Raw genomic sequence first — 24,118 nt, forward strand, 5'->3', positions numbered from 1 at the left:
GCTATTCGTCGTCGTCCTCGGTGGCGTCCGCGGCCATGGCGTCGCGAAGGCTCTTGGGCCGGAGGTCGGTCCAGTTCTGCTCTACATACTCGAGGCAGGCGGCCCGGCTGTCCTCGCCGAAGACGACCTTCCATCCCGCGGGCACGTCAGCGAACGATGGCCACAGCGAGTGCTGCTCCTCGTCGTTGATCAGCACGTAGAAACGGCCGTTCTCGTCGTCAAAAGGATTGGTGCTCATCTGTCCTCACTCTGCTTCCAGCGTCGCGCCCCGCGGGGGGCAGTCCGGTGTCCCGTCCCTGCTGCTCGACCAGCCAATACCGTACTAGGCACGGTTTGGTCTCGTCCATTCGTCGCGCCGGGCGTGATCGCGGGTCCGGTGATGTTCCGGGCGATGGTTCCGACTGTTGTGTTGCTTGTGGCAGCTTATCGGTTGTGGTGCGAGTTCGTGCTCGCATGTGGGCTTCCGCGGGGCGATTATTCTCACTCGCCGCGCCACGCTGCCGGGACCGTTGACCGAGCGGGCTGCCTCACGCGAGGTCGTCGTCGTTGATGCTGTCCTTGTCGCGGCCTTCCCAGGCGTTCCATAGCTCGGCGTAGCGGCCTCCCCTCTTGAGGAGCTCGCGGTGTGGTCCTTGCTCGATGATGCGTCCATGCTCGAGGACGATGACCCGGTCGGCGCGGGCGGCCTGGGTGAGCCGGTGGGCGACGATGAGGGTGGTGCGCCCATGAGTGGCCTCGTAGGCGTAGTGCTCGAGCTCGCGGGCTCCGGCGCTGCCTGCTTCCGCGGTGGCCTCGTCGAGGACGGCAACGGGCGGGTTCGCGAGGACGAGCCTGGCGAGGGCGATCTGCTGGGCCTGTGCCGCGGTGAGCTGGTACCCGCCCTCGCCGACCATCGTCGCGATGCCCTCGGGCAGGTTGTGCACCCACGCGTGGGCGCCGACGGTGCGGAGAGCGGCCTGGAGGTCCTCGTCCCCGGCGAAGGGGTTCGCGAGGCGGAGGTCCTCGAACAGCGGTCCGGAGAAGACGTGCACCTCCTGGCTGATGGTCGCTACCTGCTTGCGGAGATCACGGGAGCCAAGCTCGGCGAGGTCTACTCCGCCGATCCGGGCGGTGCCGGAGCTGGGCCGGATGACGCCAGCCGCGATGGCGGCGACGGTGGTCTTGCCCGCGCCGGTGGAGCCGACGAGGGCCACCCGCTCCCCCGCCTCGATGGTGAGGGTGACGTCGCGCAGGACGATGGCGGTGCCGTCGTAGGAGTGCGTGATGTCCTCGAGCTCGAGGGTGGCGCTCGTGGGCTGCTCGTGCCGTCCCCGCTCGCGCACGACCTCGCTGTTGATCAGCCCGACGAGCCTGCGCATGCCCTCGCCCGCGGCCTGGATGTCGTTGAAGGAGAAGAGGATGTCCTGCATGGGCGCGAAGAGCCGGTAGAACAGCAAGGCCGCTATCGTGGCCTCCCCGACGGTGATCTGCTGGCCCTCCTGGATGAGCATGAAGCTGATCGCGAGGACGGTGGCGAGCCCGATGTACTGGACGACCTTGCCGGCCGAGACGAGGCGGGACAGCGACTGGTAGCCGGCGAGGATCTGTTCCTTCGCCCGGCTGGACGCCTCGGAGATCTGGGTGGTCTGCTCGTGCTCGAGCCCGTACGCGCGAACGGTGGGAACGCCCTGCATTCCGGCGATGAGCGCCTGGGCGCGCTGGGAGGTCGCCTGGCGCTCCTGCGTGATCGCGCGGCGGGTCCCCGGCAGGTGCAGGCGCAGCACGATGAGGCCGAGGGGGATGGAGATGGCCGCGCCGAGCCCGAGCCGGTAGTCGATGGTGGCGATCGCCGCGATGCTGAGCACCACGAGGGTGAGGGTGGACATCATGCTCGCCAGCGAGCTGCGGACGAAGCGAGCGATCGCGGCAACGTCATCGTTGATGCGAGTGAGCAGGTCCCCCTTGCCCGCGTTCTCGAGAACGGGGAGAGGCAGCAGGAGCGCATGCTCGAGGGCTCGCTCGCGGAGGTTCGCGAGAATGGTCTCGCCGGTCTTGCCGACGAGGAAGGTGGCGGCGCCGGTGAGCAGTCCAGCCACGATCGCGGCGAGGAGGATCTGCACGATGACCGATGTGATGCGCGAGGTGGGGGCACCGGCAAGGACGTCGTCGACGAGGCGCCCGAGCACGTACACGGGCACGATGATGGCGATGGCGCCAATGATCGAGAACAGGACCGCGAACGAGACCTGCCACGGTTCGCGGGCCAGCATGGAGCGGAGCCACACCGCGGCCTGCCGGGATGTGGCGATGGGCAGGCCCGAGCGCGAGGGCGTTCGGCTCGACATCATCGCAGCACCGCCTTGCGATAGTCCTCGCTCGATCCGACGAGGCGCTCATGGGTGCTCGTCGCTTCGATCTGCCCGTCGCGAATGACGATGACCTCATCGCAGCGCGCCAGCAAGGTGGGGCTGGAGGTCACGAGGATGGTGGTGTGGGCGCGCGGCGTGGAACGGTGCCGGAACTCGACGAGGCCATCGATGATGGTGTTCTCGGTGACGGCATCCACCGCGGTGGTGGGGTCGTGCAGGACCAGCCCGGACGGGGCAGCGACGAGGGCGCGGGCGAGCGCGATGCGTTGCCGCTGGCCGCCGGAGAGGCTCTGCCCGCGATCGGTGACGGCATGGTCGAGGCCGTCGTCGTGCAGCGAGACGACATCATCCGCGGCGGAGGCGACGAGCGCCCGGTCGACGTGGTCCCCGGTCGCGTCCGGGCGGCCCGCGGTGACATTGGAGCCGATGGTGCCGGTGAAAAGGTCTGTGCTGTGCGGCTCGACGATGAGCGCGCCGCGCGCCTGCTCGGCATCGATGTCCTGCAGCTTGATGTCCCCCACCAGCACGTCTCCGCTGTAGTCACGGCGGGGCACCTGGCCGGAGAGAATCTCGACCAGCGCCTCGGCGTCGTGCGGATCGTAGGCGACGATCCCGATGAGGACCCCCGCGCGCGCTTCGAGGGTCAGTCCGCGCAGGGACCTGTAGGTGACATCGCGCAGCGTGATGTCCCGACGTCCTGGGGGCAGCTCGGCGCGACGCTCCTCGAGGAGGTGCTCGGCACCAAGGATCGCCGAGACGTTGCGGGCGGAGGCCCTGGCCGTGGCCAGCGCGCGGGGCAGCGCGGAGAGCGTGCCGAGCGGACCAGGCAGGAACTGTGACAGCCCGACGACAGCGATCAGCTCGCCGACGGTGATGGTTCCCGCGAGGGCGAGGTATCCGCCGTATCCCGCGACAAGCACCGCGAGCACGCCGTTGGCGGTGAGCGATGCCCCGGTGAAGAGCCCATTGACCCGTGTGTAGCGGGTGGCGGCGCGCAGGGCGATGCGGCTCTGCGTGCGGTACCGGTGTGCGGCCATCTCCTCGCCCCCGATGCCCCGCAATGGCCGGAGGCCGCTGACGAGGTCCGTGGCGAGCGCGGATGCCCACCCCGCGGCGGTCTGCTGCTCGGCGGCGTGCCGGGTGAGCGCTGGCGCGGCACGGTTGAGGGCACCGAGGATCAGCGGGGTGGCGATGACCACGGCACCGCCGAGCGCTGGGTTGATCACGAGCAGCGCGGCGACCGCGACGAGGGCGGCAACGAGGGCCGCGACGGCTCTGGCCACCACGCCGAGGATGCCCGCGGCCCGATCCGCGGATTGCGTGCTGATCGTGAGGAGCTGGCCGATCCGTGGGCGCCGACGCATCCCGCGCGGGTCAAGGATGCGGGAGACGATCTCGATGCGCAGGCTATGCGCCTCGGTCTCGATGACCCGGCGCAGCAGGCGTTGCGCGAGCCGCCAGGAGACCACGATCACGATGAAGAGGCCGACGAGCAGCGCACCGTACTCGAGCATCGAATCCGTTTCGGCAGTGCCTACCACGCGGTCGATGAGCAGCCCGATCGCGATGGGGACAAGCGTCTCGGCGAGCTGGTAGATGCTGAGCAGGACAACGGCCAGCGGAAAGAGGAAGCGATTACGGCGGAACACCCGCGGCAGGATCTCACGGCCGCGCGCCACGGGGGGCCGTGATCGTGGTGGTGAATCCTCCATGTCGCCTCCCTGCTGGGGCCATCCTCCGCCGACACTAGCCGACGCGCGGCGCTGCTGGTTGGCTGTTGGATGCCCGAATTTCGCATCGGATCGGCAGTTCGGTCATGCTGTAGGTCACGCACGCTCGCTCGTGCCGCTCGTGCTGGGCGCTGCCCATGGCGGCGGCCCGCCGGTGACGAGCGACGACAACGCTGACGGTGACAGTACTGGAGGACAAGCATGGCTGCACGGGCCGAGAACCATGTCATCACTGATGACGAGATCGAGCCGCTCGCTGACGAGACGGCCCGGCAGGCGCAGCGTGTTGTCGCGGCGCATGCCAAGGACGCCGATGAGTGCCGCATGTTCCTCTCCATGCTGGGAATAGGTCCGGTCGCTCGCGCGGAGTGATCGCTGAGCGGTTATCGTCGATACGGTTGCCGCTGCCCGGTAGCCAGGTTGGGCCCGACGAGCCAGCGAGGTGTTCGTGATGTCCTCTGGAGCTTCCTCCAGCAGCAAGACCGGTGCGGGAGCGGTGCCTGTTCCCGATACGCCGGAACCGGGCGCGCAGCTAGTCGTGGTGGCCAATCGTCTTCCGGTGGATCTCGAGCAGTTGCCCGATGGGTCCCACAAGTGGAAGCGCAGCCCCGGCGGACTGGTGACGGCCCTGGAGCCAGTGCTGCGACGCAACAAGGGCGCCTGGGTGGGCTGGCCCGGAGTGGCGGACGCGGATGTCGAGCCCATTGTCGAGGAGGGCTTGTCGCTGTTTCCGGTGCGCTTGTCCGAGCGCGAGGTGGCGGACTACTACGAGGGCTTCTCCAATGCAACGCTGTGGCCGCTCTATCACGATGTGGTGGTCAAGCCGGTCTACGACCGCACCTGGTGGAACACCTACGTAGAGGTCAATCGGCGGTTCGCCGAGGCCACCGCCGAGGTGGCCCGCGAGGGCGCGACGGTGTGGATCCAGGACTACCAGCTGCAGCTGGTGCCAAAGATGCTGCGGATGCTGCGCCCGGACCTGACGATCGGCTTCTTCCTGCACATCCCGTTCCCGCCGGTGGAGATCTTCATGCAGCTGCCGTGGCGCGCGGAGATCATCGAGGGCCTGCTCGGCGCGGACCTGGTGGGCTTCCACCTGCCGGGGGGCGCGCAGAACTTCCTTTACCTGGCTAACCGGCTGGCCGGGCACTCGACGAGCCGCGGCACCGTGGGGGTGCGCAGCAAGTTCGGCGAGGTCTCGGTGGGATTCCGCACGGTGCGCGTGGGGGCGTTCCCCATCTCGATCGCCTCGGCGGAGATCGATGAGCTCGCCCGCTCGAAGTCCGTGCGGGCGCGGGCGAAGCAGATCCGCGCCGAGCTCGGCAATCCGCGGCGCATCATGCTCGGGGTGGATCGCCTCGACTACACCAAGGGCATCAATATCCGGCTGCTCGCGCTGCAGGAACTGCTCGCGGAGGGGCGGCTCGAGCCATCCGAGACCGTCTTCGTCCAGCTCGCCACTCCCTCGCGCGAGCGGGTGGATCACTACATGCAGATGCGCGACGAGATCGAGCGCAACGTGAGCCGCATCAACGGCGACTATGGCGAGGTGGGGCGCCCGGTGGTGCATTACATCCATCGCCCGATCCCCCGGCAGGAGCTGATCGCGTTCTTCGCGGCCGCCGATGTGATGCTCGTGACTCCGGTCCGGGACGGCATGAACCTGGTGGCCAAGGAATACGTGGCGAGCCGCAGCGACCTCGGCGGGGCGCTGCTGCTGAGCGAGTTCACCGGCGCCGCGATGGAGCTGCGCCAGGCGTACCTGGTGAACCCGCACGATCTCGATGGGGTGAAGGACTCGCTGCTCGAGGCTCTTGACCAGGCGCCGGCGGAGGGCAAGCGCCGCATGAAGGCGATGCGCAGGCAGGTCCTCGCGCATGATGTCGATCGCTGGGCGCGATCCTTCCTCGATGCCCTGGCGCTGGGAAAGGGGACCCAGCCATGAGCGTTCAGGATCTGCCGGTCGAGCTGCGCCGGGCGCTGGTACAGGCCGCCCGCACGCCCCGGCTGCTGGTGGCATGCGACTACGACGGCACGATGGCCCCGATCGTGGCCGACCCCGATCAGGCACACCCGAACTCGGCGTCGGTCCGGGCCCTGCGGTCGATGGCGACGCTGCCGTCGACTATTGCCGCGGTCATCTCGGGCCGGGCCCTGCGCGATCTCGCCACGCTCTCGCGGCTTCCCGCCGAGGTGCATCTGGTGGGCAGCCACGGCTCCGAGTTCGAGGTCGGTTTTGTCCATGAGATCGATGCGGAGGCCAAGGCGCTGCTCCGCGACCTGCAGGCCGAGCTGGAGTCGATCGCCGAGCGTCATCCTGGCGTGACGGTGGAGTCGAAACCGGCGAGCATCGCGCTGCACGTCCGTCGCGCTGACAGCGCCGACACCGGGGGGCGTGCCCTGGATGCGGTGCGCGCGGGCGCGGCGACCTGGGAGGGGGTGCAGGTCACCGAGGGCAAGGCAGTGATCGAGCTCGCGGTCATCTCCACCGACAAGGGCCAAGCCCTCGATATCCTGCGCCATCAGGAGGGCGCCTCCGCGGCGGTGTTCTTCGGCGATGACGTGACCGACGAGAAGGTGTTCCGGCGCCTGCATGGCCCCGATGTGGGCGTGAAGGTCGGCGATGGCGAGACCCTGGCCGCGCATCGCATCGAGTCGACCAACGAGGTGGCGGCAGCGCTGGCGTTCCTGATGGAGGAGCGGCGCACCTGGCTGCACGGTGATAGCGCGACGCCGATCGAGCGGCTGACGATGATGGCGAGCCCGCGGGCGGTCGCGTTGCTCACGCCGAGCGCGACGCTGAGCTGGTTGTGCCATCCGGAGCCGGATTCGGCGGCGGTGTTCGCGCACCTGCTCGGCGGGGTTGGCTCGGGGCACTTCACGATCGGCCCGGAGCGGGAATCGCTGCCGCTGAGCCAGCAGTACATCGATGGCACCATGACGGTGGAGACGCGCTGGTCGAGCCTGCTCGTGACGGACTACCTACCGCATGACGCACCGGCCGGGCGCACGGATGTGACGCGGGTGATCAGTGGCGATGCGGCGGCGCGGGTGACGTTCGCGCCCCGGCCGGAGTTCGGGCAGGTCCCAGTGCGCATCATCGCCGAGCCCGAGGGGCTGCGCGTGGAGGGCACGAACGATCCGATCGTGCTGCGCTCCCCCGGTGTCGCGTGGTCCGTCGAGAGCGATGGCGTGCAGGAGTCCGCGACCGCAGTGGTGCGGCCGAACGGGGCCGATGTGGTGCTGGAGCTGCGATGCGGCACGTGGGACCTGGGCCCGCACGCGCTGCCCGAGGCCGATCGGCGGCGGGTTGCCGGGGCCTACTGGTCGGACTGGGCGGATACGCTGCACCTGCCACCGCTGAAGCAGGACCTGATGAAGCGCTCCGCGCTGACGCTGCGCGGCCTGGTGCATTCCGACACGGGTGCCATCCTCGCCGCCGCGACAACGTCGCTGCCCGAGGAGATCGGCGGGGTGCGCAACTGGGACTACCGGTACTGCTGGCTGCGCGATGCGGCGATGACCGCGTCCGCGCTGGTGGCGGTCGGTTCAGTGGGCGAGGCGGAAGCGTACCTGGAATGGGTGCACCGGGTGCTCGATACTGTTCCCGGGCCCGAGCGGCTGCATCCGCTCTATACATTGCATGGTGGCGCGCTGCCTCCCGAGTCGGTGATCGATTCCCTGCCTGGGTACGCGGGCTCGCGCCCGGTGCGGCTATCCAACGCGGCGAACAACCAGGTGCAGCTCGATGTCTTCGGGCCGATCGTGGAGCTCATCCACGATCTCGCGATCGTCCGGCACGAGGCCGGGCATGACGAGCCACTGTCAGGCCGGGACTGGCACCTGGTGACGGCGATGGTCTCGGCGGTGTCGCGGCGCTGGGCGGAGCCGGATCATGGGATCTGGGAGATCCGTGGCGCGCCCCGGCATCACGTGTACTCGAAGGTGATGTGCTGGATCACCGTGGATCGGGCGCTGCGCATGGCGGAGCGGTTCGGCCATGAGGTCCCGCCGGGCTGGGCAACGTTGCGGGACGTCATCTCCGCGCAGGTGCGCGAGCGGGGCTGGAACGAGCACATCAGCTCGTATACCGCGGCCTACGGCGGCAATGATCTTGACGCCGCCACACTGCACATCGGCCTTTCCGGGCTCATCGACCCGTCGAGCGAGCGCTTCGCCGCGACCGTCGTGGCGACCGAGGCCGAGCTGCGCAGCGGGGCGACGGTGTACCGCTACCACCACGACGACGGGTTGCCTGGCGGCGAGGGTGGCTTCCACTTGTGCGCGGCCTGGCTGGTGGAGGCGTACCTGCTGACGGGGCAACGAGCCCAGGCCGAGGCACTGTTCGCTCAGCTCGTGGCGGCGGCCGGGCCGACCGGCCTGCTCAGCGAGGAATACGATCCGGTGGCCGAGCGAGCATTGGGGAACCATCCGCAGGCGTACAGCCATATCGGGTTGCTGCGCTGCGCGGCCCTGCTGTCCCAGTAGGCGTCGCTCGATCAGCGCTGCCGTGGCGCGGCAATGGTGGAGCCACGGTGGATGGTGGTGGGCAGCAGTTCCTCGCGGCTGTCGTGGCTGGTGGCGAGGGCCATGAGGATCTCACCGGCCCGCTGGCCCTTCTCCTCCGACGGCTGGACGACGGTGGTGAGGTCGGCCTGCATGGCATCGGCGGTGCCGTCGAACCCGGTGACGCTCAGGTCGTCGGGGATGCCGATACCGTGCTCGGCAGCCCACGTCATCGCGCCGAGAGCAAGCACGTCAGTGGTGCAGAGCAACGCGGTGATTCCGGGGTCCTGCTCGAATGCTGCCCGGGCGGCGCGCGCCCCCGCCTCCCGGGTGTGGCTGGCGGTCTCGATGATCGTCAGGGCCACCTCGTGCGGCTGCTGCGCGGCAGCGTCGGCGATGGCCTGGATGCGGTCGCGCTGGACGCTGTACCGGGAGGCCAGGGCTGCGTCGAGCGTGGTAATGCCGTCACGCCTGTTCTCGCCGAGGCGCATCGCGAGCACGCCGATGCGGCGATGCCCGAGGCCTAGCACGATTCCGGCTAGCCCGAGCATGGCGGCGTGGTCGTCGATGCCGATGCGGACGGTGCCCTCTATCCCGGCCGGCTGGTCGCAGACGACAAGGGGGAGGTGGCGTTCCATCGCGGCGTCGAGATAGGGATCGTCCTCGGCGACCGAGTAGGCGACGAAGCCGTCGACACTGGCCTTGTTGACGACATCCGCGGCGGCACCGGGCTCGTGCTCGGGGGCCGCGGGCACGATGAGCAGGGCCCGCCCCGCGGCGTCGCAGGCATTGGCGAGTCCCGCGACGAAGTCCACGGCGGCGGGGTCGCGGAACGAGTAGCTCAGCGGCTGGTCGAGCAGCAGCCCGATGGTGTCGGCACGGCGGGTCCGCAGGGAGCGCGCGACAGGGTCGGGGCCGGAGTAGCCAAGCTCCTTGGCAGCGTTGAGCACGCGCTCGCGCAGCTCGGGGGAGAGCTGGTCAGGGCGGTTATAGGCGTTGGACACGGTGGTGCGCGATACCTTGAGCTCCGCGGCGAGGGAAGCGAGCGTGACCCGTCGTCGTGGCCGGGGGGTTCGGGACATAGTGGTGGACGTTATCGGGGTTGCGCGGGGCATTGCATGGATTCGAGTTTTCGTACTGGCCCCGTCACCCGTAGACTGACATGGAAACCATAACCATTTCGGATAACAAGGGGGAACCGTGCGCGCCCACACCCGCATCGGTGCTGCCACTGCCTCGCTCGCGCTAGCCTCGCTCGGCCTCGCCGCGTGCGGAGCGTCGGCCGATGAACCGTCCACCACCGGGACCACCATCGTCACCAGCACCGCCACCTGGGCCAGCATCGCGGAGCTCATCGGCGGCGAGGACTTCACCATCGACGCCCTCGTCAGCGATCCCGCCATGGACCCCCACCACTACGAGACCTCCCCCCGCGATATCGCCACCATCCAGGACGCCGACCTCGTCCTGCACAACGGCGGCGGCTATGACCAGTTCATCGCCGATGCGCTCGAGTCCACGAGCCCCGCTCCCCGCAGCATCAATGCCTACGACATCCACCTCGAGCATGACCACGAGGCCGACCCGGGGCATACTGGTGACCACGATGGACACGATCAAGGCGCGACGCCTGATGATGCGGATCACGACGATCACGATGCGCACGACGAGGGTGACCACGAAGCTGGGGATAGTCATGGCGAAGACAGCCACGACGCTCCCGAGGGTGCGCACGGCCACGACGACGGCCACGAGCACGGCCCGGTCAACGAGCACATCTGGTTCGACCTCCACACCATGAGCGCTGTCGCTGACCGCCTCGCCGGGGAGCTCAGCGAGATGAACCCGGCCGGCGCCGAGGCATACCAGGCCAACGCCGCCGCGTTCACTGAGCAGATCGGAATCATCGAGGACCGCGCGGCCAGCATCCGCGCCGCGCACGAGGGCACCGAGGTCGCGCAGACCGAGCCGCTCACCGAATACCTGCTCGACGAGCTCGGGCTGGTCGATATCGCGCCGCGCGAGTTCGTGCTCGCCGTCGAGAACGGCACCGACCCGGCCGCCCGCGTCACCGCTGCCTTCAGCGATCTACTCGATGACCAGGAGGCCGCGGTGCTGATGTACAACGCGACCCGGGAGTCCCCCACCACCCGCATCATGCGTGATCGCGCCGAGGCCAGCGGCACCCCCATCGTTGCCGTCACCGAGGCCGTGCCCGCGGGCATGAGCTACCTTGAGTGGATGGATTCGATCCTCGATGCCGTCGTGGAAGCACTGGACCAGGAATGACCGATCACCAGCTCGATGACGTCATCGAGCTCAGGGCGGCCCAGCTGCGCTACGGCAACCGCACCATCTGGGAGCACCTCGACCTGACGGTGCGGCCCGGCGAGTTCGTCGCCGTCCTCGGCCCCAATGGCTCCGGCAAGACGTCGCTGCTGAAGGTACTGCTCGGCGTGCAGCCGCTCAGCTCGGGCACAGCCCATGCGTTCGGCGCGAACGTCCGCGTCGGCGACCCCCGCATCGGCTACATCCCGCAGCAGAAGACGCTCGACCGCGGGCTCGGCCTGCGCGGCCGCGATCTCGTTGGCCTCGGCTACGACGGCCACCGGTGGGGCCTGCCCCTCCCTGGCCGGAAGCGGCGGGAGAAGGCCGAGCGCGTCGAGGAGGCCATCGCCGCGGTCGGCGCGGCCGACTACGCGGACATGCCCGTCGGCCAGCTCTCCGGCGGCGAGCAGCAACGCCTGCGCGTGGCGCAAGCGCTCGTCTCCGACCCCGGCGTGCTGCTCTGCGATGAGCCCCTGCTCAGCCTCGACCTCGCCAGCCAGCGCCGCGTCGCCGAGCTCATCGACGCGCGCCGCCACCTCGCCGATACCGCCGTGCTATTCGTGACCCACGAGATCAATCCCGTCCTCCCCATGGTCGATACGGTCGTGTACTTCGTCGAGGGCCGGTTCCGCGTCGGTCCGCCAGAGCAGGTCATGACCTCGGAGGTCCTCTCGGACCTCTACCGCACCGAGGTCGAGGTCATCTCCGTGCGCGATCGCCTCGTCGTGATCGGCACCGGCGACACGATCGACGTGCTCGGGCGCGCGGGCCACGAGCACCACGCGGAGCAATGATGTCCACCTTCCTCGCCCAGCTCGTCGATTTCTCGACCACCGCAGATCTTCTCTCCCGCTCGTTCGTCCAGCACGCGCTGCTCGCCAGCGCGATCCTCGCCGTGCTCGCCGGGCTCATCGGGCCTCTGATCATCACCCGCCAGATGTCCTTCGCCGTCCACGGCACCAGCGAGCTCTCCGTGATGGGCGCGGCCGGAGGCCTGCTGCTCGGCATCTCCGTCGGCTACGGCGCCATCATCGGCTCGCTCTCCGCGGCGCTGCTCTTTGGCATCCTCGGGCTCCGCTCCCGCGAGCGCGATGCCATCATCGGGGTGATCCTGTCCTTCGGTCTCGGGCTCGCCGTGCTGTTCCTGTGGCTGAACCCCGACCGCACCGTGAACCAGTTCGCCCTCCTCGTCGGCCAGGTCGTCACCGTCAATAGCATCGGGCTGCGGCTGCTGCTCGCCACCGCCGCGATCGTGCTCATCCTCCTCGCCGTCGTCTACCGGCCGCTGCTGTTCGCCAGCATGGATCCCGAGGTCGCTGCCGCGCGCGGGGTCCCCGTCCAGGCGCTCTCGATCGTCTTCGCGATCCTCGTGGGACTCACCGTCTCCATCGGCGTGCAGATCGTCGGCGCCCTGCTCGTGCTCGCCCTGCTCGTCACCCCCGCGGCCGCCGCGAGCCGGGTGACCGCGAGCCCGGCCATCCTGACCCTGCTCACCCTCGTGTTCGCGCTCACCGCCGCCGTCGGCGGACTGGTTCTGTCGCTCGCGCCCGGGGTGCCCGTGTCCGTGTTCGTCACCAGCATCGCGTTCCTCATCTACGTGGTGTGCCGGATGATCGGATCTCGCACCGCAGCCGCGCCCTGATCCCCGCGCGATGTGGCACGGTAGAGGCATGCCCGCGATCGACCTCAATTGCGACCTCGGCGAGAGCTACGGCACCTGGACCCTCGGTGACGACTCGGCCATGCTCGGCGTGGTCACGAGCGCCAATGTCGCATGCGGCTTCCACGCCGGCGACGCCCGCACCCTCCTCGACACGTGCGCCGCCGCAGCGGCCAGCGGCGTCATCATCGGCGCCCAGGTCAGCTACCCCGACCTCGCCGGGTTCGGCCGCCGGTTCATCGACATCGCGCCCCCCGACCTCGAGGCCGACGTGCTCTACCAGCTCGGCGCGCTCGATGGCCTCGCTCGCGCATCCGGCAGCCGCGTTCGATACGTCAAGCCGCACGGCGCGCTCTACAACGCGGTCGTCCACCATGAGGACCAGGCGCGTGCCGTCATCGCCGCGGTCACCCGCTACGATCCCAGCCTTCCCGTGCTGTGCCTGCCAGGGTCCGCGCTGCACGAGCACGCGCGCGATGCCGGGCTGCGCGCCGTCACCGAGGCCTTCGCCGACCGCGCCTACCACGACGACGGCACGCTCGTCTCGCGCCGGGAGGAGGGCTCCGTGCTCCACGAGCCCGCCGCCATCGCTGACCGCGCCCTCCAGCTGGTCCACGACGGCACGATCACCAGCATCAATGGCAAGCCCGTAGCCATCAGCGCGGAATCGCTCTGCGTGCATGGCGATACCCAGGGAGCCGTCGGCATCGCCCAGACAGTGCGCGAAGCGCTCACAGGCCAGGGCATCGACGTGCGACCCTTCTGCTGAGCCCATGGCGACCCCGCGGATCCTCGAGATGGGCCAGGACGCGCTCCTGATCGAGCTCGCCGATCTCGCCACCGTGCACGCCGCCTACGCGAGCCTGCTCCAGGCCCAGCTTCCTGGCGTGGCCGATCTCGTGCCCGCCGCCACGACCCTGCTCGTGCGGGCGAGGCCCGGCGCTCCGCTACCCCGCGCGGAGATCAGCGCGCTGCTCACCGACCTCTCCCCCGCCGCGCACGACCCCAGCGAGCCCACCACGGTCACCATCGAGGTCCGCTACGACGGCCCCGACCTTTCCGACGTCGCCGAGCACACCGGCCTCGACCGTGACCAGATCATCGCCGCCCATACCCGGCAGCCCTGGCTCGTGGCGTTCGGCGGGTTCGCGCCCGGGTTCGCCTACCTCTCCCGCGATGACAACCCGCTCGCCGTGCCGCGCCGCGAATCCCCCCGCACCCGGGTGCCCGCCGGCAGCGTGGGCCTCGCCGGGCAGTTCAGTGGCATCTACCCGCGCTCCTCCCCCGGCGGCTGGAACCTCATCGGCACGACCGACGCGATCCTGTGGGACCCTGAGCGCGATCCGCCCGCGCTGCTGCGCCCCGGAATGCGCGTGCGCTTCGAGCAGGCCGAGCCATGACGGCGGCGCTCGAGGTCACCGCCACAGGCCCGCTCGCGCTGCTGCAGGACGAGGGCCGCCCCGGCTACTCAGCCCAGGGCGTCACCTGGTCGGGCGCCGCGGACCTCGGCGCCTACCGGGCCGCGAACAGGCTCGTGGGCAACCAGCCCGGCATGGCGTGCATCGAGATCACCCTCGGCGGCTTCGAGGCCCGGGCGCTGCGCACCGTGTGCTGCGCGATCACCGGCGCGGCGGCAGGATCCCGCATCAACGGCAGGGCGCACGCCGCGCACCACCTGCTGTGGCTCGAGCCCGGCGATCACCTGGAGGTGGAGGCACCGGAATCAGGCTGCCGCTCCTACCTCGCGGCGCGGGGCGGGTTCCGCGGTGCCCGCGTGCTCGGCAGCCGCAGCACCGACACCCTCTCGGGCCTCGGGCCTCCCCCGCTCGCGGCCGGGGACCTGCTGGAGCTCGGCGATGGCAGCGCTTCCTGGCCGGCGGCGACACTGCTGCCGCCCTTGATCGTCCCGCCTCGCGCGGGGCCCGTGCACCTGCCGGTACTGCGTGGCCCGCGCGACGACTGGTTCACCCCGGAAGCATGGGCAGTGCTGTGCGGCAGCATGTTCGAGGTGACCGCGGAGGCAAGCCGGGCGGGGGTCCGGCTGGAGTGTCCGGAGCCCCTTGAGCGGGCCCGGGAGAACGAGCTGCCCAGCGAGGGCATGATGCCCGGTGCCATCCAGGTGCCGCCTTCGGGGCAACCGGTGGTATTCCTGCGGGATCATCCCGTCACCGGCGGCTATCCCGTGATCGGCGTGGTTCTCGATGTTGATGCGGTGGGCCAGCTCCGCCCCGGCGACCAGGTGCGGTTCAATGCCGTGGCAAGCGGGCAGCGTGGGCCCGGCAGCTCAGCCAACGAGGTCGGCGAGGATGCTCCGTAGCGATTCGTCATCGCGAGCCCACGCCTGCACGGTGCTGCCGTCGCGCAGCCGGAGCCCGATCCCGTTGCGGCGCCGCGGCACCGTCGGGAGCTCGCCCAGCGCGCGCGCCGACCACCAGTCGGGCTCCTCATGGCCTACCGCGGCAGGCAGCACTTCCGCGATGGTGCCGATCTCGATGACCTCGGTGCCTTGCCGCAGGATCCGCTCGTCGCAATACACGCTGACGTGGGCGCGGGCGGCAGCGATCTGCCACGCGAAGACGAGCGCCACCAGCACCACGGCGATGGCCCAGCCCAGCCAGTGCACGGGCCCCGGCATGAACGCCTCGATGACGATGCCGGTCACGCATCCGATCGGCACGATGAGCAGGGTCCGCCAGCGCGCGCCCTGCTCCTCGAATGGCAGCGCGAGCCCGGTCATTCCACGAACCAGGGCTGGGCCGTGGGCCGGTACACGAGAAAGCAGGCGGCGGCGAGGGGCACGATCACCAGCAGGGCAAACATCCCGGCGAGGGGGAACGTGGCGGCCTCGTACAGGATGATCATGATGGAGAACGCGACAAGGGCCCGGCGGAACCGTGGTTCGCCCTTGCGGACCCGTCCGGCAACGTAGGCGATGAATATCCCGGCGGCGAGCGCGATGCCACCGAACATCCGGAGGAGGTCGCGCAGCCTGCCTGGTTCCTGCAGGTCGGGCTGCTCGCTGCGCAGTGTCTCGATGTCGACGAACAACCAGGCGAGGCCCATCAGCACGAGCACGGCGGACGCGGCGAACCATAGCCAGTAGGCGGCCGTGACGACCGTGGGCCGGACGGGCTGATCACCCATTGATGTCCTCCCCCAGGAAGTAGCGGGTGGACTCGGCCCGGTGCATCGCGATGAGCGCGCCTACCCCGAACACTGCCTGCACGAGGCTGATCCCCGAATCGATGAACACGAGGACGCCCTCGCCGCGTGCGGCGAAGAACACCGGGATGGCGAGGAGGACGAAGACGATGGCGAGCGCGGACAGGCCGACGCGGCCCCATTGCTTGCCGCGCAGCATCGCGCGCGCCGCGAAAAGGATGACGCCTAGCAGCAACAGCAGGACGAGCCCCAGCATGCCGATAGCGACCCAGGAGAAGATCCGGGCCTGCTCGAGGGTGAGCTCGAGGTCCGCTGACTGCTGCTCCGACTGCTCGAGGATCCGCTCGGCGAGGGTGTCGATGTCCTGCCCCATGCGGGCCAGGCGGAAGGGGATGGCAAGCGCGCCGAGCAGGATGATGATGAGCCACACCTGGTAGGCGGTGACGACATCGTGCGGGGGGACGCGCCGCTTCCCGCCACGCTTGCCGGTGTGCCCGCCCGCGGGTGCCGGGCGCTGCGCGTGCCGGGGCGGCGGCTGCCAGGGGTCGCGGCTCGGCGGGCCGGGTGGCGGCGAGGGATCGTGGGTCATGACCGCAGCATCCTCGCGGCCTCGGTGGCCCAGTAGGTGAGGATGATCCCGGCGCCGGCGCGGTGAATGCTGAGCAACGATTCAAGGATGGCGCGGTCCTTGTCGATCCAGCCGCGCTCGGCGGCGGCGCTGATCATCGAGTACTCGCCAGATACCTGGTACGCGGCGACGGGAACCGTCGACGCGGCAGCGACGTCGCGAATGATGTCGAGGTACATCATCGCGGGCTTGACCATCACCATGTCAGCGCCTTCGGCGAGATCGAGGGTGACCTCTCGAAGTGATTCGCGCGCGTTCGCGGGGTCCTGCTGGTAGCTCGCCCGAGTGCCCTTGAGGGAGGAACCTACGGCCTCGCGGAACGGGCCATACAGCGCTGATGCGTATTTCGCCGAGTAGGCGAGGATCGCTACGTCCTGGTGACCCGCGTCGTCGAGCGCGCCACGGATGCGCCCAACCTGCCCGTCCATCATTCCGCTGGGCGAGACGATGTGCGCCCCGGCGCTGGCCTGGGCGACGGCGAGGCGTGCGTAATGCTCGAGCGTGGCGTCGTTGTCCACGCGTCCTTGCTCGTCGAGGACCCCGCAGTGGCCGTGGTCGGTGAACTCGTCGAGGCAGGTGTCGGCCATCAGGACCGTGCTGTCGCCGAGGTCGGTACGCAGCTGGCCCAAGGATCGGTTGAGGATGCCGCTGGGGTCGCATCCCGCGCTGCCATCGGCGTCCTTGTCCGTGGGCTCGGGCACCCCGAAGAGCATGAGCCCGCCCACTCCCGCCTCGGTGGCCTCCGCGGCAGCGCGGCGCGCGGTCTCGAGGGTGTGCTGCACCACGCCGGGCATGGACGCGATGGGGCGCGGCTCGGTCAGTCCGTCAGCGACGAACATCGGCAGCACCAGCTGGCGCGGGTCCACGTCATGCTCGGCAACGAGCCGGCGCAGGGCAGGGGTGGTCCGCAGTCGCCGCGGACGGTCCGTAGGAAACATGAGCCTTTCCTCGGCATCGAGGGTCGCAGGACGGGGGGCCGCCCGATCGTCAGCAGCCTACCTCAGCGGCGCGCGCGGGACCTCTTGCGCGGCGGCGGCAGCAGCCCCTCGGCCCGCAAGTAGGACGCGTGGGCAGCGAGCGCATCGACGAGCGCGCCTACCTGCGCGGTCTCCGGCTGAACATCCACGCGCAGGCCGAACTCGATCGCGGTCTCCGCGGTCTTCGGCCCGATGCAGGCCACGATGGTGCGCTGATGGGGCTTTCCGGCGATGCCGACGAGGTTGCGAACGGTGGAGGAAGACGTGAACAGAACCGCGTCGAAGCCACCGGTCTTGATCATCTCGCGGATCTCGGCGGACGGCGGGGCGGCACGGACAGTGCGGTAAGCGGTGACATCGTCGATCTCCCAGCCGCGCTCGCGAAGACCCTCGGCCAGCGTCTCGGTGGCGATGTCAGCGCGCGGGAGCAGCACCCGATCGACGGGATCGAGGACGTCGTCGTAGGGCGGGAAGTCCGCGAGCAGCCCGAGGCTGGACTGCTCCCCCGAGGGAACGAGCTCGGGGGTGATGCCGAAGGCCCGCACCTTCTCGGCGGTGGCCTCGCCCACGCAGGCGATCTTTACTCCAGAGAATGCCCGGGCGTCGAGACCGAACTCCTCGAACTTCTCCCACACGGCCTTGACCGCGTTGGTCGAGGTGAAGACGACCCACTGGTACCGGCCGTCGACGAGGCCCTTGACGGCGCGCTCCATCTGCGCGGGGCTGCGCGGGGGCTCCACCGAGATCGTGGGCACCTCGATGGGGATCGCGCCGAAGTCGACGAGCCGCTCGCTCATCTCCCCCGCCTGGTGCTTGGTGCGCGGCACCAGGACGGTCCAGCCATACAGGTCGCGGGTCTCCCACCAGGACATCTTGCCGCGGGCAGCAACAACCTTGCCGACGGTGACGATCAAGGCTCCCTGCAGGTCTGCCCCGGCCGTGTTGAGGGTTGCGAGGGTGGCCTCGACGGTGCGCTGCTTGCAGGTGGTACCGCTGATGGTGATGGCCGCGGGGGTCTGGGGCGCGAGGCCATGCTCGACGAGCGCGCTGGCGACCTCCGCGAGATGGCTGGAGGTGGCGTGGAGCACCAGCGGGCCGGGGGCGGCGGCGAGCGCGGACCAATCGACATTGCAACGCACGTCGGCCACGGTGTGCCCGGCGCCCAGCGGCATGCCCGCATATGCGGGAACGACACAGCCCGGGGCGAGCCCCGGCACGACCTCGAACTGCACCTGGGTCCTGGCCACCGCAGTGATCTCGGCGAGCACCGAATCAGTGGTCATCGGATCGCCGGCGACGAGCCGCACCACATCGTGGCCCTTGCGGGCCTCGGCGACGAGCGTGCGCGCGACTTCCGCGGGCTCCCCGAGAGCAGGCTTGACGTCGAGCGATGGGGAGTCGTCGGTGCCGGTGCACAAGCACTCCCCGACGAGGCCGACTACGGCCTCGCTGACGTCAGCATCGACAAAAGCGACCGCCGTCGACTCGAGGACCTGCTTCGCGCGCAGGGTCAGCAGAGCCGGATCCCCTGGCCCGGATCCGACAAAGAGGATCCGGCCAGGTGTGCTCTTGCGTGCTCGGCTCATCGGCGAAACTCCAGTCAGGTCGCAATGGTGTGTCACGGGGCTGGCTGCGGGGATCACTGCCCGGGCGGATCAGGATCCGCCTCCCGCGTGGCAGGCATGATGTCCCGTGCGCCTAAGTCAAGCAGTTCGCGGGCAAGTTCTTGGCCGGTTTGCACGGCTTGGTGCAAAGCGCCAGTTCGCGAGGAACGGATCACCTCGGAACCGTCGAGCGCCACCACGCAGGCACGCAGGAAGAGCTCGAGGTGGACGGTGCCGTCATCGTCGAGTGATTCCGCGATCACGGCGAGCGCGCCGACGGGCGCGGTGCAGCCCGCCTCGAGCTCGGCAAGCACCGCGCGCTCCGCAGCGACCACGGCACGGGCCTCCGGGTCATCCTGCGCGGCGACCGCGGCGATGATGTCGGTATCGCTGCTCCGGCATTCCACGGCGAGCGCGCCCTGCGCGGGCGCGGGCAGCATCTGCACCGGGTCCAGGGACTCGGAGACCTCGTCGAGGCGATCGACCCGGGCGATGCCAGCACGGGCCAGCACGACGGCGTCGAGCTCGCCCGAGGTGACGCGGCCAATACGGGTGTCGATGTTGCCGCGCAGCGGAACGATCTCGAGACCCAGGCCCAGGGCGCGCAGCTGGGATGCCCGCCGAGGGGCGGACGTGCCCACCCGGGAGCCGTGCGGCAGCTCGCCCAGCACTAGGTTGTCCCGCGCCACCAGGGCATCGCGGGGATCCTCGCGCGGCGGCACCGCAGCGATGACGAACCGGGGGTCAACCGCGGTGGGCAGGTCCTTGTAGGAGTGGACGGCGACATCTACCTCGCCGGAAGCGAGCGCGTCGCGGACGGCGGCGGTGAACACGCCGACACCGATCTTCTCCACGGGTTCCGCGGAGGCGTCCCCGGCGGTGCGGACGACCACGAGCTCCGCAGGGTGGCCGCCAGCGATCAGGGCATCACGGACGGTGCCCGCCTGGGTGAGGGCGAGAACGCTGCCCCTTGTACCGATGCGGAGCGGCCGATGCGATTCACTCATCGTCGTGGCCCCGTACCGCCTGCTCGAAGCCTGCCGCGGGAACCTCATGCGTCATGGCGGTGACCGCGGCCGTGGTGGCTGGCGTCAGCTCGAACAGCTCCCGCAGCGCCTCGGCGTAGTTGCCCCCATCGGGCGAGGACGCGAGCTGCTTGACCCGGACGGTGGGCGCGTGGAGCAGCTTGTCGACAACGCGGCGCACGGTGTTGGCGATCTCGTCGCGGTGCGCATCGTCGAGGGCGGGGATCTTCGAGTCCAGGCGCATCAGCTCGGCCTCCACCACCTCGGCCGCGCGGCGGCGCAGCGCGGTCACCGTGGGCGTGACCTGCGCGAGCCGCTGGTTGCCCAGGTAGGCGGCGAGCTCATCGGCCACGATGGAGTGCGCGGCCTCCGCGTCCCCGACCGCTGCCCCGGCGCCGGGATCGCGCCGCAGCGTCTCCATATCGAGCAGGTGGACCCGGGGAAGGCCAGCGATCGCGGGCTCGACATCACGCGGCAGCCCGAGGTCGCAGATGACGAGGTCGTGGTCCATGCGGCGGGCCATCGCCTGGTGGGCATCGCCGAGCTCGACTACCGAGCCCACCGCTCCCGTGCAGGTAACAAGCACATCGGCCGAAGCAATGGCATCAATGAGCCCGGAGAGGTCGGAGGCAGTGGCTTCCACGCCATTCTCGCGGGCGGTCGCGGCAAGGTTCGCGGCCTTGTCGAGCGTGCGGTTGACGATCTGGAGGCGAGCGATGCCAGCGCGGGAGAGGTGCGCGACAGCCAGTCCAGCCATGGCACCGGCGCCGATGACGGCGGCACTGCGTCCAGCGAGGCTGCCCTGTAGCTTCTGGGCGCGGTCGAGCGCGACGGAGACCACGGACGCGCCCGCGGAATCAATGCCCGTCTCGGTATGGACGCGCTTGCCCACGCGCAGGGCGTGCTGCGCGAGCTCATGCACTACCCGCCCAGCGGCCTGGTGCTCGTCGGATTCCGCGTAGGCGGTGCGGACCTGCCCGAGGATCTGCTGCTCGCCAACGACGATGGAATCAAGCCCGCTTGCCACGGTGAACAGGTGCTCCACGGCCGCTTCGCTGTAGTGCACGTAGGCGTGGCGCGAGAGGACATTGATATCCAGGCCGGAATGCTCGGATAGCAACCTCGTGATGTCATTGAGCCCGCCGTGGAAGGCGTCGACCACGGCGTAGATCTCCACGCGGTTGCAGGTGGAGATGACCATCGCCTCGGAGACGTGCGGCGAGAGCATAATGGCGTCGAGCATCTTGGGGCGATCAGCCTCGGCGAACGCGACCCGCTCGAGGATCGGCACCGGAGCACTGTGATGGGACACACCAAGGAGCAGAATACTCACAGCAGCATCACCGGCCCGCGTTCCGTGGACGAGGCCCTGCGGGCCACACACTGGTGCCGTCGAGTGGTGGGAACGATAGCGATGTTCCCTCTCCCTGGTGGCGCGCACGCTGCCAGGGGGTGATCTGTTCCCTCACGTCGAAGGCTCCTTGCCAGCCAGTGGATATGCTGTTAACCACAGTAAACCCGTCGCACTGTTTGTCTAACGGTAACGGTTGATGATCGCCGTTTCCAAGTCACCGAAGTGCCCTGACCAGCCCCAACTGATTAAGGGCACCCTCACATCGCCAGGTCGGCGCGCAGTCGGTCCACATCCACCCCGCCGTAACTGTGTTCCACGCCATTCACGAGCACCACCGGCACGCGATCCCCGAACTCCTCGCGCAGTTCCGGATCCCGCGCCGCGGCCTCATCGATATCGACTTCCTCGAACGCCATGCCGAGCGGCGCGAGCATCTCGGCGAGAACAGACCTCGCCGCCGCGCACGCCGAGCACCCCGCCCGGCCGAGCAACAACACCGCCGCCCGCTCCCCCGCCACTCCCTCTGCCCCGGAATCATCAATGCCCACACCCCGAGCATAGGCGCGCGGCCCAAGCCCCGTCCGCCACGCAGGCATTGGCGTGTGTGGCAACGTGGAGACGTCTAGTGTGTTGGACAGAGGCTGCGAATCGGGAGGTTGGGACGTGCCGGACCGTACAGGGTTCTTCAGCACTGGCTCGGATTGGATGCGGAGCCGTTGGGAGGCGCACCGGCCATTCGGCATGAGCATCGCCGAGAAGCGCCTCAACATCGCGGGCGAGGCCAGCGCGGAGATGGCCCACGCGCTCTACGAGGCAGCCCAGGATGCCCGCGACCGCGCGGTCCCCCGCGACCTCACTGCAGCTGCGTTCTTCGACGTCGACAACACGATGGTCGCCGGCGCTTCCTCGATCCACTTCATCCGCGGGCTCGCTGCCCGTGACTACATCTCGGTGCGCGATATGGCCGGCGCCGGCTGGACCCAGCTGAAGTTCCGGATCACCGGCAAGGAGAACAGCCGGGACGTGGCAAGCGGCAAGGAGAAGGCCCTGTCCTTCATCGCGGGCCGCTCGACCGCCGAGTTCACCCAGCTCGGCGAGGAGATCTATGACGAGCTGATCGCTGACAAGATCTGGCCCGGCACCCGCGCGCTCGCGCAGATGCACCTCGACGCCGGGCAGCAGGTCTGGCTGGTCACCGCCACACCCGTGGAGCTCGCCCAGGTGATCGCCAAGAGGCTCGGCCTGACCGGGGCGCTCGGCACCGTGCTCGAGAGCAAGGACGGCAAGTTCACCGGCCGTCTCGTCGGAGACCTGCTGCACGGCCGCGGCAAGGCGCACGCGATCCGTGGCCTCGCTGCGCGCGAGGGGCTGAACCTGCGCCGCTGCACGGCCTACTCGGATAGCTTCAACGACCTGCCCATGCTCACTGCGGTGGGCACCGCCGTCGCGATCAACCCGGACTCGGACCTGCGCGTGGTGGCCCGGGACCGGAGCTGGGAGATCCGCGACTTCCGAACGGGCCGCAAGGCAGCGAAGGTCGGGATCCCGACCGCGCTCGCGCTCGGCGCGCTCGGCGGCACGGTCGCCGCGATCGCGAGCCGCCGCGCCGAGCCCTGACGCTGGGCTCTGGCCCTGGGCAGCCACTGGCCGAGGCCGTTGACAGCGCTGTAGAGCTATCCGAGGAAGATGTTTCGCCGGTTGGCGAGCACCCGGTAGAGGGTCTGCTGGATGGTCTCGCGCACCTGGTCGGTGAGGTCGAAGACGACCATCGGATCCTCGGCGGCAGCGGCGTCATACTCCGAGGTGTCGATGGGCTCGCCGAACACGATGTGCCACTTGGTGGGCAGCGGGATCATGCCGACCGGGCCAAGCAGCGGGAAAAGCGGAGTGATCGGGAAATAAGGCAGGCCAAGAAGCCGCGCGAGCGCCTTGAAGTCGCCGATCTTCGGGTAGATCTCCTCGGAGCCCACGATGGAGCACGGGATGATCGGCGCGCCCGTCCGCAGCGCGGCGGACACGAACCCGCCACGCCCGAACCGCTGCAGCTTGTAGCGATCGGAGTACGGCTTGCCGACGCCCTTGAACCCCTCGGGGAACACCGCGGTGAGCTCGCCGTTGCGCAGCAGCCGCTCAGCGTCGGGGTTGCAGGCAAGCGTGTGCCCCGCCTTGCGCGCGACCGTGGAGACCCCTGGCATATCGAACACCAGATCGGCGGCGAGCATCCGCATGGGGCGATGGCCAGGGGTGCGATCGTGCACCGCTACCGAGGTCATCAGCCCGTCGATGGGCACCACGCCGGCGTGGTTGGCGACGATGAGCGCGGCGCCCCGCTCGGGGAGGTTGTGAATGCCGGTGACATCGACCCGGAACCACTTGTCGTACATGGGGCGAAGCAGCGGCAGCAGGACGTTGTCGTTGAGATGCTCGTCGTAGCCGAACTCATCGATCTCGTAGTCGCCGGTGATGCGTCGGCGCAGGAACGCGGCGGTATCCGAGACCTGCATCGCGATCTTGTTCCGGACACCACCGAGCGGGATCGGGATCGGCAGGGCGAAGTGGCCGGTATCCGCGGCCTCCCCGCCGGGCTCGCCCGGGGAGCGCTGGTCCTCGAACTCTTCCGCGGTGAGGTCGGCGCCGGTCGTCTCGTCCTGCCCTGCCGACGTGTCGCCGTCCCCGGACGGCACCGGGGGGTGATGCTGGATGAGGTCATTGTCGGAGACGTCCTGCGTCGCGGCAGACCCGGCGGATCGGCGCTGGAACGCGTCACCGTGGAGTGGAATCACCTTGGCCATGCCT

The 24,118-nt window shown here is 69.5% G+C and carries 23 protein-coding genes; 10 read left to right on the forward strand and 13 right to left on the reverse strand.

Annotated elements, in window-relative coordinates; translation table 11 throughout:
• Position 1 precedes the first annotated feature (1 nt).
• The 3 genes from QC765_RS06395 to QC765_RS06405 form a co-directional block, all read right to left on the reverse strand.
• Complete coding sequence (locus QC765_RS06395; RefSeq protein WP_278313591.1) at positions 2-238, reverse strand: MbtH family protein; 237 nt, start codon at positions 236-238, stop codon at positions 2-4.
• A gap of 289 nt (positions 239-527) precedes the next feature.
• Entirely contained in the window at positions 528-2,327 is a 1,800-nt protein-coding gene (locus tag QC765_RS06400) for an ABC transporter ATP-binding protein (RefSeq protein ID WP_278313592.1), read from the reverse strand.
• A complete protein-coding gene (locus QC765_RS06405; protein ID WP_278313593.1) occupies positions 2,324-4,060 on the reverse strand; it encodes an ABC transporter ATP-binding protein in 1,737 nt (578 codons plus the stop codon). Before QC765_RS06405 ends, QC765_RS06400 begins: the two co-directional genes overlap by 4 nt.
• A 219-nt stretch (positions 4,061-4,279) precedes the next feature.
• On the opposite strand from QC765_RS06405, the gene QC765_RS06410 reads away from it, so the two are divergent.
• From QC765_RS06410 to otsB, 3 genes are all read left to right on the forward strand, one after another.
• The gene (locus tag QC765_RS06410; protein WP_187774365.1) at positions 4,280-4,450 is read left to right on the forward strand and encodes a hypothetical protein; all 171 of its coding nucleotides are present in this window, start codon (positions 4,280-4,282) and stop codon (positions 4,448-4,450) included.
• Between the two features lie 79 nt (positions 4,451-4,529).
• The gene (locus QC765_RS06415; RefSeq protein WP_278313594.1) at positions 4,530-6,023 is read left to right on the forward strand and encodes an alpha,alpha-trehalose-phosphate synthase (UDP-forming); all 1,494 of its coding nucleotides are present in this window, start codon (positions 4,530-4,532) and stop codon (positions 6,021-6,023) included.
• Entirely contained in the window at positions 6,020-8,566 is a 2,547-nt protein-coding gene (gene otsB / locus QC765_RS06420) for a trehalose-phosphatase (protein ID WP_278313595.1), read from the forward strand. Before QC765_RS06415 ends, otsB begins: the two co-directional genes overlap by 4 nt.
• 11 nt (positions 8,567-8,577) lie before the next feature.
• Here otsB and QC765_RS06425 read toward each other — a convergent pair whose 3' ends face one another.
• Complete coding sequence (locus QC765_RS06425) at positions 8,578-9,666, reverse strand: LacI family DNA-binding transcriptional regulator (RefSeq protein WP_278313596.1); 1,089 nt, start codon at positions 9,664-9,666, stop codon at positions 8,578-8,580.
• Positions 9,667-9,784: 118 nt separating this feature from the next.
• Between QC765_RS06425 and QC765_RS06430 the strand changes: the two genes are divergently transcribed.
• From QC765_RS06430 to QC765_RS06455, 6 genes are read left to right on the forward strand one after another with little or no spacing between them, the layout of a single operon-like run.
• On the forward strand, positions 9,785-10,873 hold the full coding sequence (locus tag QC765_RS06430; protein WP_278313597.1) for a metal ABC transporter solute-binding protein, Zn/Mn family: 1,089 nt from the start codon (positions 9,785-9,787) through the stop codon (positions 10,871-10,873).
• A complete protein-coding gene (locus tag QC765_RS06435; protein WP_278313598.1) occupies positions 10,870-11,706 on the forward strand; it encodes a metal ABC transporter ATP-binding protein in 837 nt (278 codons plus the stop codon). Before QC765_RS06430 ends, QC765_RS06435 begins: the two co-directional genes overlap by 4 nt.
• Entirely contained in the window at positions 11,703-12,554 is an 852-nt protein-coding gene (locus tag QC765_RS06440) for a metal ABC transporter permease (RefSeq protein WP_278313599.1), read from the forward strand. The genes QC765_RS06435 and QC765_RS06440 overlap by 4 nt, the downstream gene beginning before the upstream one ends.
• Before the next feature lie 28 nt (positions 12,555-12,582).
• On the forward strand, positions 12,583-13,341 hold the full coding sequence (locus QC765_RS06445) for a LamB/YcsF family protein (RefSeq protein ID WP_278313600.1): 759 nt from the start codon (positions 12,583-12,585) through the stop codon (positions 13,339-13,341).
• A gap of 4 nt (positions 13,342-13,345) precedes the next feature.
• Positions 13,346-13,972, forward strand: a complete 627-nt coding sequence (locus QC765_RS06450; protein ID WP_278313601.1) for a 5-oxoprolinase subunit B family protein — start codon at positions 13,346-13,348, stop codon at positions 13,970-13,972.
• A complete protein-coding gene (locus tag QC765_RS06455; protein ID WP_278313602.1) occupies positions 13,969-14,889 on the forward strand; it encodes a 5-oxoprolinase subunit C family protein in 921 nt (306 codons plus the stop codon). Before QC765_RS06450 ends, QC765_RS06455 begins: the two co-directional genes overlap by 4 nt.
• On the opposite strand, the gene mce1N is transcribed toward QC765_RS06455, so the two are convergent.
• The 8 genes from mce1N to QC765_RS06495 all read right to left on the reverse strand — a co-directional run bounded on the left by mce1N (position 14,857) and on the right by QC765_RS06495 (position 21,870).
• Complete coding sequence (mce1N, locus tag QC765_RS06460; protein WP_278313603.1) at positions 14,857-15,309, reverse strand: transport-regulating membrane protein Mce1N; 453 nt, start codon at positions 15,307-15,309, stop codon at positions 14,857-14,859. The two genes, QC765_RS06455 and mce1N, sit on opposite strands and share 33 nt — an antisense overlap.
• A complete protein-coding gene (locus QC765_RS06465) occupies positions 15,306-15,716 on the reverse strand; it encodes a hypothetical protein (RefSeq protein ID WP_278313604.1) in 411 nt (136 codons plus the stop codon). The genes mce1N and QC765_RS06465 overlap by 4 nt, the downstream gene beginning before the upstream one ends.
• On the reverse strand, positions 15,709-16,323 hold the full coding sequence (locus QC765_RS06470) for a hypothetical protein (protein WP_278313605.1): 615 nt from the start codon (positions 16,321-16,323) through the stop codon (positions 15,709-15,711). The genes QC765_RS06465 and QC765_RS06470 overlap by 8 nt, the downstream gene beginning before the upstream one ends.
• Positions 16,320-17,300, reverse strand: a complete 981-nt coding sequence (gene hemB / locus QC765_RS06475) for a porphobilinogen synthase (protein ID WP_278313606.1) — start codon at positions 17,298-17,300, stop codon at positions 16,320-16,322. The genes QC765_RS06470 and hemB overlap by 4 nt, the downstream gene beginning before the upstream one ends.
• 62 nt (positions 17,301-17,362) lie before the next feature.
• Complete coding sequence (locus tag QC765_RS06480) at positions 17,363-18,925, reverse strand: bifunctional uroporphyrinogen-III C-methyltransferase/uroporphyrinogen-III synthase (protein WP_278313607.1); 1,563 nt, start codon at positions 18,923-18,925, stop codon at positions 17,363-17,365.
• 53 nt (positions 18,926-18,978) lie between these two features.
• Complete coding sequence (hemC, locus tag QC765_RS06485; protein WP_278313608.1) at positions 18,979-19,950, reverse strand: hydroxymethylbilane synthase; 972 nt, start codon at positions 19,948-19,950, stop codon at positions 18,979-18,981.
• Positions 19,943-21,301 carry a glutamyl-tRNA reductase gene (locus tag QC765_RS06490; RefSeq protein ID WP_278313609.1) on the reverse strand — a complete coding sequence of 453 codons (1,359 nt, stop codon included), beginning with the start codon at positions 21,299-21,301 and terminating at the stop codon, positions 19,943-19,945. The genes hemC and QC765_RS06490 overlap by 8 nt, the downstream gene beginning before the upstream one ends.
• 278 nt (positions 21,302-21,579) lie before the next feature.
• Complete coding sequence (locus QC765_RS06495) at positions 21,580-21,870, reverse strand: glutaredoxin family protein (protein WP_278313610.1); 291 nt, start codon at positions 21,868-21,870, stop codon at positions 21,580-21,582.
• Positions 21,871-22,027: 157 nt separating this feature from the next.
• Here QC765_RS06495 and QC765_RS06500 point away from each other — a divergent pair, with 157 nt between their 5' ends.
• Positions 22,028-22,939 (forward strand): HAD family hydrolase, encoded by a 912-nt coding sequence (locus QC765_RS06500; RefSeq protein ID WP_278313658.1) that lies wholly within the window; start codon positions 22,028-22,030, stop codon positions 22,937-22,939.
• Positions 22,940-22,995: 56 nt separating this feature from the next.
• Here the strand turns inward: QC765_RS06500 and QC765_RS06505 are convergent, their stop codons facing one another.
• Complete coding sequence (locus QC765_RS06505) at positions 22,996-24,114, reverse strand: lysophospholipid acyltransferase family protein (RefSeq protein ID WP_278313611.1); 1,119 nt, start codon at positions 24,112-24,114, stop codon at positions 22,996-22,998.
• Between the last annotated feature and the right edge of the window lie 4 nt (positions 24,115-24,118).

It is taken from the genome of Hoyosella levis (assembly GCF_026008515.1).
In the GTDB taxonomy this organism is placed as follows: domain Bacteria; phylum Actinomycetota; class Actinomycetes; order Mycobacteriales; family Mycobacteriaceae; genus Lolliginicoccus; species Lolliginicoccus levis.